Consider the following 13,459-nt stretch of genomic DNA (forward strand, 5'->3'; position numbering starts at 1 on the left):
AAAGACATCCAAATGTGGATGTCTTTTTTTGATTAAATCGCCCAGTTTCCATTTCGGAAGATCGGTTCACGTTTCCCGTCTTTTGTGATTCCGTCAATATTCATTTCCTTTGAACCAATCATAAAATCAACGTGTGTAATACTGCTGTTCACACCCGCAGCATCCAATTCCTCTCGTTTCATTTCTTTTCCGCCTTCGATATTAAACGCATATCCGCTGCCGATGGCAAGGTGATTTGATGCATTTTCATCGTAAAGTGTATTGTAATAAAGAATATTTGAGTTAGAAATTGGTGAATCATCTGGTACGAGGGCAACCTCACCTAGATAATGAGAGCCTTCATCTGTTTCAACGAGAGATTTTAAAATATCTTCGCCTTCTTTTGCTTTCACATCCACAATCCGGCCATTTTCAAAGGTTAATGAAAACTCATCAATGATGTTTCCAGCATAGCTGAGCGGCTTTGTGCTTGAGACTGTCCCGTTTACACCGTCTTTTTTCGGTACGGTAAAGACTTCTTCTGTCGGCATGTTGGCCATGAACGAAACGCCGCGTTCACTTACGCTGCCAGCACCCACCCAAATATGCTGCTCTGGAAGCTCGATCGTTAAGTCTGTGCCAGGTGCTTCATAATGAAGCTTGTGGTAGTGGCGTTCATTGAGTATTTTGACCTTTTCGTTTAATGACGCATCGTGCTTTTTCCAAGCCTCAACTGGATCTGCTTGATCAGCGCGTGCGACTTTAAAGATTTGATCCCACAATAACGTGACAGCTTCTTCATCTGTATGGTCAGGGAAAATCTTTTTCGCCCATTCTTTTGATGCAGCACCTACGACTGTCCAAGCGACTTTGTCAGATTGAACGTATTGACGATATGTATGTAGTGCTGAACCAGCAGCTTTTTGCTGTGCAGCGATTTTTTTCGAATCAATGCCTCGCAAAAGGTCAGGGCTTTCTGACAGGATGGTAATAAAAGCGCCTCCGCGTTTTGCGATGGTTTCCATCATCTGTGCTTCCCATTCAGGGAATTGCTCAAATACATCTTGCGGTGCATGTTCATACTTTAAACGGGTGAGAACACCATCACTCCAGCGGATATGTACGTTTTTCGCCCCGCGCTCATACGCGTGTTTCGCTACAAGACGAACAAGATGTGCAGATTCAGTAAATGCGGATACAACGACTTCCTGTCCCTTTTGTACATTCACACCGACTTCAACGATGGTCTTCGCATATTGATCTAGTTGTTTTTCAAATGAACTCATAAAAACCCCTCCTTTAGTCATGTTCATCATATCAGATTTATGACCGAAAAGGAAAATGGGGAGCCCGTTTAAAGCCAAAATAAAAAAGCCGCTTTCGTGCGGCTTTTTTAGCGGTTCAGTTGTTTCACAGGCTGTGCATTAGAAGGCGGCATATGTGAAAACGACAGGCTCATTCCTCCTAAAATAATACCCGTTAAAATGACTGTGACAACGACCCGTTTACCTAAATCAAGCAACATGTTCTTCCTCCTTCACGTTTATCCATTTCTCACGATATGATCGAAATGACAAAAAAAGAAGTAGAACAAGAAGATTATTTTAAAGTTTTTTGCAATTTGTCGATCACTTCTAATGAACGACCTGTTCCAATTGCAACAGATTCAAGGGGATTGGCTGCAATATGGACTGGAACAACAATCTCTTGAGAAAGCCATTCTTGAATTCCATTTAAAAGAGCGCCTCCGCCAGTTAAAATGACGCCGCGGTCTACAATATCTCCGCTTAGCTCTGGAGGACTGTCCTCTAATGTGGCACGGATCGCTTCTAAAATATGAAGAAGTGATTCTCGCATGGCGCCTTGAATTTCATGAGAGACAAGTGTGATCGTTTTTGGCAGACCTGTCACAAGATCGCGCCCGCGCACTTCTAATGATTCAGGCTCATGCTCAATGAGACCATACCCAATTTCCATTTTCACCTGCTCGGCAGTCCGTTCACCGATCAATAGGTTATATTTCTTTCTGACAAACGTAATGATATCTTCATCCAGCTGATCGCCGCCAATTCGGATCGAATGACAAGAGACAACGCCGCCAAATGAAATGATTGCAACTTCTGTTGTTCCGCCGCCAATATCGACTACGACGTTCGCAACAGGCTCGTCTACCGGAAGATCAGCACCGATGGCAGCTGCAACAGGTTCTTCAATTAAATGCACATGTTTTGCTCCGCAGTTTTTCACAGCATCGCTGATGGCGCGGCGCTCAACAGCCGTTGAACCAGAAGGTGTACATACAACGACAGTTGGCTTTCTGAAGGTAAACCCGATATTTTTTCCTGCTTTTTTCATGATTTGTTTAAGTAAATCTGTTGTCATATCATAATCAGCGATGACACCGTCTTTCATCGGACGGATCGCAACAATTTTCCCAGGTGTTTTCCCGATCATTTCTTTTGCTTCTGATCCGACGGCAAGTACAGTCTTTGTTTCTGTATCAACTGCTACGACGGACGGTTCATTTAAAATAATTCCCTTATTTTTACTATAAACCAATATGTTAGCTGTTCCTAAATCAATTCCAATTTCGGCATTTTGAAACATGTTTTCACCCAATCTCTATTTTTGCTGTTTTAAACAATTTTACATTTAAAAGTTCAGAGGGTTGATGTCATTTGTGGGGGTTTGTGATCACCTTGAAATGAATCTGTAAAATTCAAGTATCATTTTGACAATCACAATAAATTTTCCCTTTGTTTTTTCTTTTATGAAAAAAATTTTTATAGAGGAGAAACCTTTTAAGAATCTCTTACGTCTACGATATATCAATTGGTGAAAAACAGATTGATCTTGAGCTAATGAAAGAAAGAGGGAACGAAATTGAAATCTATCGGAGTCGTAAGAAAAGTAGACGAACTAGGGCGTATTGTGATGCCAATCGAATTGAGAAGAGCACTTGATATCGCTATTAAAGACAGTATGGAATTTTTTATAGATGGAGATAAAATCGTCTTGAAAAAATATCAGCCAGAGGGCGTTTGTCTCATGACTGGTGAGATTACATCAGAGAACCATGAATATGGAAATGGTCAAATTACATTAAGCGCTGAAGGCGCAGAACTGCTGTTAAAAGAGCTGCAAGAAGCTCTTCAGAAGTAATCAAAATAGCCTGCTCTCTTCCTTTGTGCTGAGAACAGGCTATTTTTCTTTAAAAAAGTTCCTTAAAAATGCCCCATCTCCCTCAAAAAATAAGTGGAAAATGGTACAATTGACAAAGAATCTCAGGGCGGCAGGTGGAATCATTTGAACAAAACATATCAAGTGCGGATCGTGTTATCTGTTCTTGCATTTATCTTAATCATAAGCTGGGATTTCTTTTATTATCTAGGCGGCTATCAAATTAATTGGCCGCTCGATCTAGCCTTTACAGTCGTTGTGTTAGCAGGGATCTGGATTGTCTCAGGATATGTAGACCGCTTGAATTTACTTGTGTCAGATCTAAATAAGAGAGAAAAAGAAGCACACGAACTGACAGAGCGGCTGAATCGAATTACAGATAACTTGCAAGAAATTGTCTTTGAAACAGATGAAAAAGGGCACATCATCTTCTTAAATCAAGCATGGAAACAAATGACCGGCTATGACATAGATGAATGTCTAGGTACGATGTACAATCAGTACTTTGATCAAGAAGAAAGAGTTATTCAGCATTTGTCATCTGTCATCAAAGAGCATAAAGATTCAGGGCGGATCGAGCTGCAGCTTCTTCATAAAGAGGGAAAGAAAGTATGGGGAGACGTTCATTATAAGCTCTACTTTGATGAGCAGCACCAGTTTACTGGAGGTATTGGAACAGTTGCAGATATTACAAAACAAAAGCTGGCAAAGCTTGAACTTGAAAGATCAAATCAACAAGTGCAAATGCAGGCGCAAAAGTTAGCCGTTGCAGGACAAATAGCCGCTGGAATCGCCCATGAAGTCAGAAATCCGCTGACCTCAGTAAACGGCTTTTTGCAGCTGATGAAAACACAATATCCTGAAAGAACCGATTATTTTGACATTATCTTTTCCGAAATTAAACGGATTGATTTTGTTTTAAGTGAGCTGCTTGTGCTGGCAAAGCCGCAGTCGGTCCATTTTCAAGAAGTTCAGCTTCATGGACTGTTAGAGCAGGTCATTACATTGCTGAAAACCAATGCAGTCCTTTCGAATATTGATCTCAAACAGCCATTTAAAAAGCAGGATGCCGGCGCTATATTAGCAGACGCTAATCAAATGAAGCAGCTGTTCATTAATTTAATCAAAAATGCCATTGAGGCAATGCCCGAAGGCGGCAGCATATACATATCAACAGAAAAAGTGATGAACGAATGGAAAATTACCATTCAAGATGAAGGAAAAGGGATGTCTGAAGAGGATATTCAGAAAATATATGATCCTTTCTTCTCCACGAAAACAGAAGGGACGGGACTTGGCCTCACCATCTGTGCAGCGATTTTAAAAGATCATCACGGTAGGATGGATGTGGTCAGTGAGCTGGGAAAAGGTACAGCTTTTCATATCTATTTACCTGTGTGGCAAAAATGCAGACAGCAGCAAGGCGAGAGGACGTGATTTCATGAAGGTGAAAGCTTTATTTGTATATGGGACGCTTTTGCAGCATGAAGAGCACCACGAGGCGTATATGAAAGATAGCAGGCCATTAGCTAAATCAGCTTGGATCAGCGGCAGAATCTATGATACAGGTCAAGGATACCCTGCGTGCGTTCTAGAAGAGAAAAGCACAGTATATGGAGAATTGTACGAGGTAACCGCAAGCACGCTGAATAAGATAGATTTTCTTGAGGAAGGGTATGACAAGCAGGTGGTCGATGTCATGACAGACCAAGGGCTGGTGGCGGCTGTTACATACACTTTACCAAAGCAGAAGGCATCATCTCTGAAGGAGATCGAGAGCGGCTGCTGGAAGGAATATAGACTGTGGCAGCAGAAGCCGGCATCCTTCTATTATTTTGCCTATGGCTCCTGTATGGATGATGCAAGATTTAAACTGGCAGAAGTTGATCATTATTTTAAACAAATCATCGGCGGCGGTGCTCTGAACGGCTTTACAACTAGATTTACGTTGGTGAGGCCTGATGGATCAAGAGCAGATATGGTAGAAGACGGCGGAGAAACAGAGGGCGTTTTATATGAGGTTCCTTTTGATGCCATTCGATATTTGTACAAACGAGAAGGCGTCTATGAGGGCACATATCGTCCAGCTTTTGTCGATGTCAAAATAGGTGATCAAATATATGCAGACTGTTTAACCTTTCTAGTTCTTCAAAAGAGCGATGAAATTGCTCCGCCAGGTCATTACCGCAGTGAAATTGAAAAAGGAGCAGATCTTTACTTAAGTGAAGCGTTCCGCAAAAAAATTCGCTCGCATATGGATTCGTTAATCAAACCGTAGTAAAATGCATGGTAAGTGAGATAAAAGGAGTCTGAACATGAAAAAGGAATATGCAGTCATTGGTCTTGGACGCTTTGGCGGAAGTATTTGCAAGGCGCTGAGCGAAGAAGGACTTGAAGTCATGGCCATGGATATGAATGAAGATCGAGTGAACGAATACGCGAAAATTGCGTCACATGCGGTCATTGGTGATTCGACGGATGAATCTGTTTTAAAAAATCTCGGCATTCGCAATTTTGATCATGTCATCGTTGCGATTGGTGAAAACATTCAGGCCAGTATTTTAACGACGATCATGCTGAAAGAGCTTGGCGTTAAAATGGTCACAGTAAAGGCGCAAAACGACTATCACGAAAAGGTACTAAATAAAATTGGGGCTGATCGCATCGTTCATCCAGAGCGGGACATGGGCAGACGAATTGCACATAAAATCATCTCCAATAACGTATTAGATTATCTTGAGCTGTCAGATGAGTACAGCCTCATTGAAATCGTTGCCAACAGCAGGCTTGCAGGGCATTCTCTTCTAGATCTCGATATTCGAGCGAGATATGGCATTAATATTGTGGCGATTAAGCGTGGAAAAGAAGTGATTGTTTCACCGCTCGCAGATGAAATGATTCAAAAAGAAGATATTCTGATTGTCATTGGGGCAGTAGCCGATATTGGACGCTTTGAAAAACGAGAAATGCAGAACGATTATTAAACACCCTGGGCGGGGTGTTTTTTTATATGATTGTGTACACATGAGGTGGACAGTGAAGAGGGAAGAAGACATTTAAAAGGGCTGTTTTGTTCTGCATAAACAGCTAAAGTCAATCATCATATTATTCATGCAATTATCACTATTCAGAAATAAAAATCAGTCTTTTTATCTGGATGATTTTCTCTAAATGTCATTGACTGGGCAAACAGATTCGTTTACGATAAGAAACATTATATTGTTTACTTGGAGGAGGCAGTGTCGTTGGATAAGGAGCTTTTCAGACATCAAATTGAAGTAGCTGCAAAGAGAAAAAAAGCAGCCCTAGTGATTAAACATGCGAAGGTTATGGACGTGTTTAACCAGGAATGGCTAGACGCTGATGTCGCTGTTGAAAATGGACAAATAGTAGGGATTGGAGAGTACGAGGGAGAACAGGAGCTGGATGCAGCAGGTCAAATGCTTGTACCCGGTTTTATTGATGGCCACGTTCATATCGAGTCCTCTATGGTGACCCCTGCTGAATTCTCCAAAGCTGTCGTCCCGCGCGGTGTGACAACTGTCGTAACAGACCCGCATGAAATTGCCAATGTGTCAGGGATCACAGGCATCCGTTTTATGCTGGAAGAAGCGAGAAAAGCTGCCTTAAATATTTATTTCATGCTGCCATCCTGCGTACCGGCAGTTAGTTTTGAACGATCAGGTGCTGTTTTAAAAGCGAAAGATTTAAAGCCTTTGTATCAAGAGAAAGAGGTACTTGGTCTTGCCGAGGTGATGGATTACGTCGGTGTGGAGCAGGCTGAAGAAGATATGCTTCAAAAACTGCTTGATGCTCAAAATGAGAATAAATTGATTGATGGCCATTTAGCAGGCTTAACGGACCGATTAATAAACGTTTACCGCACAGCTAGTGTCCAAACCGATCACGAGGTAACAACAGCCGGCGAAGCCCTTGAACGTGTAAAACGAGGCATGTATGTCATGCTGAGAGAAGGCTCTGTTGCCAAAAACGTGAAAAACGTTTTACCAGCTGTGAATGAAAAGAATGCGAGACGTTTTTTCTTTTGTACCGATGATAAACATTTAGATGATTTAATGGCTGAAGGAAGTATTGATGAACAAGTACGTATGTCTATAAAAGAAGGGTTAGACCCATTTTTAGCGTATCAAATGGGAAGTTTAAACGCAGCGGAGTGTTTTGGCCTCAAAACAAAGGGAGCCATTGCGCCAGGCTTTGATGCTGATTTTATGCTTGTCTCTGATCTTCATCAAGTAGACATCACCAGCGTATTTATTGCAGGAGAATTGGTGGCGCAGCATGGAGAGTACAAGCCAAGTGTCGAAAAAATTGCACCAAGTCCAGCCTTATTACAATCTGTTCATGCTATAGACGTTCAAGAGCAAGATCTGTCTCTGCCTATCACAGCTCATCAAAAAATGAATGTCATCCGCATTATTCCAAATCAGCTAGAAACAAAATTAGAACGCATCTCTCCATCAGAAACGAACGGACAATTCACTAGTGATACAGAAAGAGATGTATTAAAAATGGTGCTTGTTGAACGCCATCAAGGCTTATCTGAAATGGGGATAGGGGTTGTCAGCGGCTTTGGATTAGAAAAGGGCGCAATTGCAACAACGGTTGCGCATGATTCTCACAATTTAATTGCGGTTGGCACAAATGATGCTGATATCGTGAAAGCCATTGACGCATTAAAAGAAGCAGGGGGCGGTTTGACGGTTGTCAAAGAGGGTCAGTCTCTTCATACGCTGCCATTACCGATCTCTGGTTTACTTTCAGATCAGCCGGCACATCTTGTAAATGAAAGCCTTCATGCACTCCATGAAGCGTTGAAAGAAACAGGCTTTACATTAGATTTTAATCCATTTTTGACGCTGTCCTTCTTGGCACTCCCAGTCATTCCTGATGTGAAAATGACGACAAAGGGTTTGTTTGATGTCAGAAGCTTTCAGCATCTCCCAATTCAATAAAAAATGAGAAACCGCATGTGTACCTTGTATATATGCGCTTTTTTCAATGAATAGTGAAAAAAAGAGACACAGCCAAGCGGCTTGTGTCTCTTTTTATGATTACACTTCCATAATAATCGGTAAGATCATTGGACGGCGTCTTGTTTTTTCATAAAGGAAAGGTGCAAGGGTGTCAGTAATTTCGTTCTTAATTTCAGACCACTGAGTTGTCTTACGTTCCATTACTTTTTCAAGATGCTTTGAAATTAAATCCTGTGCATCGTTGATCAGGTCTCCAGATTCTCTCATGTAGACAAAACCTCTTGAGATCAAATCAGGACCAGCAGAGATTTTGAATTCTTTCATGTCCATGCTCACGACGACAATGACAAGACCTTCTTCAGAAAGAATGCGGCGGTCTCTTAAAACGATGTTTCCGATATCGCCAATACCGCTTCCGTCGATATACACGTTGCCTGATGGAATTTTGCCAGCGACACTTGCTTCGTCACCTTTCAGTGCAAGAACTTCACCGTTATCCATGATAAAGCAGTTTTCCTCAGGGATGCCGCAATCATTCGCAAGCTTGATATGCGTTTTTTGCATGCGGTATTCACCGTGAATCGGCATAAAGAATTTTGGTTTAATTAAACGGAGCATGAGTTTTTGTTCTTCTTGTCCGCCGTGACCAGATGTATGAATATTATTAAGTGAGCCATGAATGACCTCAGCACCTGCACGATAAAGCTGGTTAATGGTGCGGCTTACACTAATATTGTTACCTGGGATCGGTGAAGATGAGAAGACAACAGTGTCTCCAGGGTTAATAGAAATCTGGCGGTGAGTACCGTTGGCAATACGAGAAAGAGCTGCCATCGGTTCACCCTGGCTTCCAGTACAAAGAATGGTCACTTTGTTTGCCGGAAGGCGGTTGATTTCATTATGTTCAATAAACGTGTTTTTTGGACATTTAATATAGCCAAGATCTTGACCAATATCAATGGCAGATTCCATACTGCGTCCAAATACAGCGACTTTTCTGCCGTTGGCAACAGCAGACTCAATCACTTGCTGAAGTCTGTGAATGTTGGAAGCAAACGTGGCAAAGATGATGCGTCCATCGACTTTTCTAAAGATGTCATCAATGCTTTCACCTACGCGTCTTTCAGACATCGTAAATTCTGGGATTTCACTATTTGTACTATCAGATAAAAGACAAAGGACGCCTTCTTTTCCGATCTCAGCCATTTTGGTTAAATTGGCAGGCTCGCCAACAGGAGTAAAGTCAAACTTGAAATCACCTGTATGTACGATGTTACCAGGAGGTGTCTTGACGACAATTCCATAAGAATCTGGAATACTGTGAGTCGTTCTAAAGAAAGACACAGCTGTTTTTCTAAATTTAATGGTATCTTCTTCTTCAAAAATGTGAAGTTTTGTTTGTCTCAAGAGACCGTGCTCTTCCAATTTATTACGAAGTAGGCCGATTGCGAGTTTGCCGCCGTAAACTGGAATATTCACTTGCTTGAGAAGGTAAGGGATACCGCCGATGTGGTCTTCATGTCCGTGAGTGATGAAAAGACCTTTGATTTTATCTTCGTTTTTAACTAAGTACGTATAGTCAGGGATGACGTAGTCAATTCCAAGAAGCTCGTCTTCAGGAAACTTAATACCTGCATCAATTAAAATGATTTCATCTTGAAATTGAACGCCATACGTGTTTTTACCGATCTCGCCTAAACCGCCGAGCGCAAAAACTGCCGCCTGATCGTTTTTAACAAATTTCATTCCTCTCATAGCTCCAATACTTTAAAATTTTCACTTTCTCGTTCATAGTCTAAAAAAGCACCGTCTACAGGCTGAATGAATTCAATGTTGTAGTTATGTTTTTTCAACTTATCGCGTACGTCTCTTTCAGAAACCGCTTCAACGTATAGTGAATCTGTGTGTTCTCTTACAGGTACCTCAGTAGTACTTGCCTGAAAAAATACCTTATATATCATCCAAATCTCTCCTTAAATACCGTATGTTACACTCGCTTATTCTATTATATTAAAAAAACGCGCATAAGAAAAGTCTCTGAGAAAAAAGGACCTTCGGCAAATGTGCGGAAGATCCCTTTAAGCAATCGATTTTTTACGAAGCATGTCCTTCCATTGTCTTCGAATTTTCTTACGCAGACGACGAAGCATCACATGCCGCCTCCTTTCGGGTTGAAGTAAGCTTAACCAGCGTGTTCCGGTCTCTCTATATACTTGTATTATATGATGTTTCTATTGAATGTTACATGGTTATATGTGGGAAATAGGCGCTTTCAAAAGGAATTGGTTTCGAAAGCGGAAATCTTTCTGTATGATGAAAGGGAGTGTGTATACATAACGAAGAGCAGGAGGGCGAGATATGAATAAAAAAGTCATCTTCTTTGATATTGACGGTACTTTATATGACCATGATAAAAATATACCTGAGTCAACGAAGCGAGCGGTTCATTTATTAAAAGAAAAAGGTCATCATCTCTTCATTGCATCTGGGCGTTCACCTTTTTTGATTCGGCCCATTTTAGAAGAATTAGGGCTTGACTCATTCATTGCTTATAACGGTCAGTATGTCATGTATGAGGGAGACGTTATTTACGGCAATCCGCTGAAGCAGGAGCTGATGGAGCGGATTTATGAGACAGCGGATCGTCATGATCATCCGCTTGTTTTTATGGGAGAAGAAACGATGAAGGCGTCTGTGCCGAATCATCCGTTTATCCATGAAGGAATCGGTACTTTAAAAACCGAGCATCCTGAGCACGATGTATCTTTCTTTAAAGAAAACGACATTTTTCAAATGCTGTTATTTTGTAAGGCAGAAGAGGAAGTGGAGTATAAGGCATTCCGCGAAGAAATTGACCTTGTCAGATGGCATGAGCTGTCAACAGACGTTCTGCCAAAAGGCGGATCAAAAGCTGAAGGAATCAAACGAGTCATCGAAAGACTTCCTTACGATCAAAAGGATACCATTGCCTTTGGAGACGGACTGAACGATAGAGAAATGATTTCGTTTGCTGGAACAGGCGTGGCGATGGGAAATGCTGTGAGTGAACTGAAGGCATTGGCTGATTTTGTGACAAAGCCAGTAGATGAGGACGGCATATTCCATGCAGTGACCCAGCTTGGCCTCATTGATGAATAAAAAAGAAGACCCTTAGATCGCCGGGTCTTCTTTTTTATGTTATGATCTGCCGATCGCAACAGAGTTTTCTGGCTCAGCGAACGGCTGATCCTTTTGAATATGATCATAAAACATAATGCCATTTAAATGGTCAATTTCGTGCTGAAAGACAATGGCAGGGAACCCTTTTAGACGGATATCAATGTCCTCTCCTTCAAGCGTAGTGGCCTTGACCCTGATTTTTTGATATCGAGGAACAAATCCAGGGATGGCTTCATCAACTGATAAGCAGCCTTCACCAGTCGCTAAATAAGCTCTTTTGACTGAATGACTGACAATACGCGGGTTGAACAGAGCATAGCTGTATTCTTCTCCGTCTTCATCCTCACAGTGAACAGCGATCATTCGTTTACTAATATTGATTTGCGGAGCTGCCAATCCAACGCCGGGTCTTAGTCCGTATTTTTCAGCAATGTCAGCATCCTGACTGTTTTTGACGAATTCGATCATGTCAGCTAATTGCTGTTTTTCCTCTTCTGTCGGCGGGAGCTCGACCGCTTCAGCTGTTTGTCTTAAGACGGGATGTCCGTCCCTTACGATATCATCCATGGTAATCACAAAACTTCACTCCTATTTCCTTTGTATGTAAAGTATATAAAATGATACACAACATATGCAATGAAATAAAGAAGACCGGTCCTATGAGACCGGTCAGAGGCTTAAACAGCCTTAGCAGCAGCCACCGCCGCCTAAGAATGCTGCGCCAACGATAATTAATAGGATGAAAAGCACAACGATTAAAGCGAATGTACGTCCGCCGCCGTATCCGCATCCGTATCCACCGCCATAGCTTGGGTAACAACAGCCGCCGCCATATCCACCACCGAATCCATACCCGTAACCGCCGTATCCACCATACATACTTCCATGACTATAATTAGACATACTTTTGACCTCCTTTAGAAATACACTTGGCCTCTCATAAGTGAAGGCGAAGCGTGTAATATAAACTATGTATGAATGCACTATTTGTATAGTCATGCGCCTATTGCTTGAAAAAAATCTTCTTTGCCTCATTTGACTGACCTCTTTCCTTGTCACAAACGTCTATAAAAATTATAGTGGTATGTGGAGATGTAAAGGGGGACCTTGTCATGAGACAGATGAAAAGAAGCATGAAAGCAGGTGCTGCTTTAGCGGGGATATGTACCCTTTTGCTGACAGGGTGCGGAGGTCAAAGTCCATTCAATGATATGCAGGACGCAATGACGAAAATGAGTGAAAAAGAAGCATCCTTCGAAAAAGAGCAAGGTACACTGCAAAGCTATGAAGAAAAAGAGCAGAAGCTGTATAAAAAAATGATTCAAACAACAAAGGACCATACAAAAACAGTGGAAAGCCTTTCTGATCAGGCGTTAGCATCGGCAGCGAAACGAGAAGAACATTTAAAAACAGAAAAAGACAGTATGGATGAATCGAAAAAAGAACTGAAAACGGTAAAGGAATCTGCGGCACGATTGCAAGATGCGGAGTTAAAAGAGAAAGCAGATCAAACGGTCAAATCGATTGAGAAACGATATGCGTCATATGATCAGCTTTACAAGGAGTATCAAAAGGCGCTGAAACAAGATCAGCATTTGTATCAATCTTTGAAGAAAAAGGATCTAGGGTATGAAGAGCTGAAGTCAAAGCTGAAGACCGTGAATCGTTCATATAGCAAAGTCAGAAAAGAAAGTAAGGAGTTCAATCGATATACAGATCAATTGAATGATCATAAAAAGGCTTTGTATAAAGCAGCAGATCAAGAGTCGAAAAAGAGCTGAAAAACAGCTCTTTTTTTATTTTTCGACAAAAACAAACATTTTCTATTGTAGTACAGTAGTACACTCTATACTAGTACAGATTAGGTTGTTTGTTAAACAGATTGATACAGTTCACCATAAAAAGTAAAGCGAATACATTTATTTAAATAAAGCCGTTAAATCAATTGACGGACTATTTTTCTTGTTGTAAACTATTCCTTGTTAACAGAAGTTGTATTAGTTTTTTGTGAACTATCGTTAATACAGTTAGAAGGACTCAAAAACGAGTGGTCAACCAATGTTTCGACAACGATCTTAGTGGCTATTATATACAGGAGTCATATGAGTATTTTGGGTTATCCTATATCTGTATGTATAAATGGATTC

The 13,459-nt window shown here is 41.3% G+C and carries 14 protein-coding genes; 7 read left to right on the forward strand and 7 right to left on the reverse strand.

Annotation, left to right across the window (positions count from 1 at the left end):
- Positions 1-32: 32 nt before the first annotated feature.
- The 3 genes from NSQ76_RS07520 to mreBH form a co-directional block, all read right to left on the reverse strand.
- Positions 33-1,265 (reverse strand): aminopeptidase, encoded by a 1,233-nt coding sequence (locus NSQ76_RS07520; RefSeq protein WP_024424744.1) that lies wholly within the window; start codon positions 1,263-1,265, stop codon positions 33-35.
- Between the two features lie 107 nt (positions 1,266-1,372).
- A complete protein-coding gene (locus NSQ76_RS07525) occupies positions 1,373-1,504 on the reverse strand; it encodes a protein YkpC (RefSeq protein ID WP_003210922.1) in 132 nt (43 codons plus the stop codon).
- Between the two features lie 74 nt (positions 1,505-1,578).
- Positions 1,579-2,586 (reverse strand): rod-share determining protein MreBH, encoded by a 1,008-nt coding sequence (gene mreBH, locus NSQ76_RS07530; protein ID WP_024424745.1) that lies wholly within the window; start codon positions 2,584-2,586, stop codon positions 1,579-1,581.
- Between the two features lie 276 nt (positions 2,587-2,862).
- Here mreBH and NSQ76_RS07535 point away from each other — a divergent pair, with 276 nt between their 5' ends.
- From NSQ76_RS07535 to ade, 5 genes are all read left to right on the forward strand, one after another.
- On the forward strand, positions 2,863-3,141 hold the full coding sequence (locus NSQ76_RS07535; RefSeq protein ID WP_024424746.1) for an AbrB/MazE/SpoVT family DNA-binding domain-containing protein: 279 nt from the start codon (positions 2,863-2,865) through the stop codon (positions 3,139-3,141).
- Positions 3,142-3,285: 144 nt separating this feature from the next.
- On the forward strand, positions 3,286-4,596 hold the full coding sequence (locus NSQ76_RS07540; protein ID WP_024426886.1) for an ATP-binding protein: 1,311 nt from the start codon (positions 3,286-3,288) through the stop codon (positions 4,594-4,596).
- Positions 4,597-4,600: 4 nt separating this feature from the next.
- On the forward strand, positions 4,601-5,437 hold the full coding sequence (locus NSQ76_RS07545; protein ID WP_034623312.1) for a gamma-glutamylcyclotransferase: 837 nt from the start codon (positions 4,601-4,603) through the stop codon (positions 5,435-5,437).
- A 37-nt stretch (positions 5,438-5,474) separates the two neighbouring features.
- Positions 5,475-6,143, forward strand: a complete 669-nt coding sequence (locus tag NSQ76_RS07550) for a potassium channel family protein (protein ID WP_008345123.1) — start codon at positions 5,475-5,477, stop codon at positions 6,141-6,143.
- Positions 6,144-6,404: 261 nt separating this feature from the next.
- Positions 6,405-8,132, forward strand: coding sequence for an adenine deaminase (ade, locus tag NSQ76_RS07555; RefSeq protein ID WP_034623311.1), 1,728 nt, complete (start codon positions 6,405-6,407; stop codon positions 8,130-8,132).
- Positions 8,133-8,231: 99 nt separating this feature from the next.
- On the opposite strand, the gene rnjA is transcribed toward ade, so the two are convergent.
- Positions 8,232-9,899, reverse strand: a complete 1,668-nt coding sequence (rnjA, locus tag NSQ76_RS07560; protein ID WP_012009818.1) for a ribonuclease J1 — start codon at positions 9,897-9,899, stop codon at positions 8,232-8,234.
- 5 nt (positions 9,900-9,904) lie between these two features.
- Positions 9,905-10,114 (reverse strand): DNA-dependent RNA polymerase subunit epsilon, encoded by a 210-nt coding sequence (locus NSQ76_RS07565; protein WP_008345114.1) that lies wholly within the window; start codon positions 10,112-10,114, stop codon positions 9,905-9,907.
- Between the two features lie 397 nt (positions 10,115-10,511).
- Here NSQ76_RS07565 and NSQ76_RS07570 point away from each other — a divergent pair, with 397 nt between their 5' ends.
- Positions 10,512-11,291, forward strand: coding sequence for a Cof-type HAD-IIB family hydrolase (locus NSQ76_RS07570; RefSeq protein WP_034623309.1), 780 nt, complete (start codon positions 10,512-10,514; stop codon positions 11,289-11,291).
- Between the two features lie 39 nt (positions 11,292-11,330).
- Here NSQ76_RS07570 and def read toward each other — a convergent pair whose 3' ends face one another.
- Both def and NSQ76_RS07580 read right to left on the reverse strand, forming a co-directional pair.
- Entirely contained in the window at positions 11,331-11,888 is a 558-nt protein-coding gene (gene def, locus NSQ76_RS07575) for a peptide deformylase (RefSeq protein ID WP_024424751.1), read from the reverse strand.
- A 111-nt stretch (positions 11,889-11,999) separates the two neighbouring features.
- Positions 12,000-12,191, reverse strand: coding sequence for a YjcZ family sporulation protein (locus NSQ76_RS07580; protein WP_029706718.1), 192 nt, complete (start codon positions 12,189-12,191; stop codon positions 12,000-12,002).
- Positions 12,192-12,424: 233 nt separating this feature from the next.
- On the opposite strand from NSQ76_RS07580, the gene NSQ76_RS07585 reads away from it, so the two are divergent.
- Positions 12,425-13,093 (forward strand): YkyA family protein, encoded by a 669-nt coding sequence (locus NSQ76_RS07585; RefSeq protein ID WP_171464197.1) that lies wholly within the window; start codon positions 12,425-12,427, stop codon positions 13,091-13,093.
- Positions 13,094-13,459 lie beyond the last annotated feature (366 nt).

Source organism: Bacillus sp. FSL M8-0256 (assembly GCF_038005765.1).
Lineage (GTDB): Bacteria > Bacillota > Bacilli > Bacillales > Bacillaceae > Bacillus > Bacillus safensis.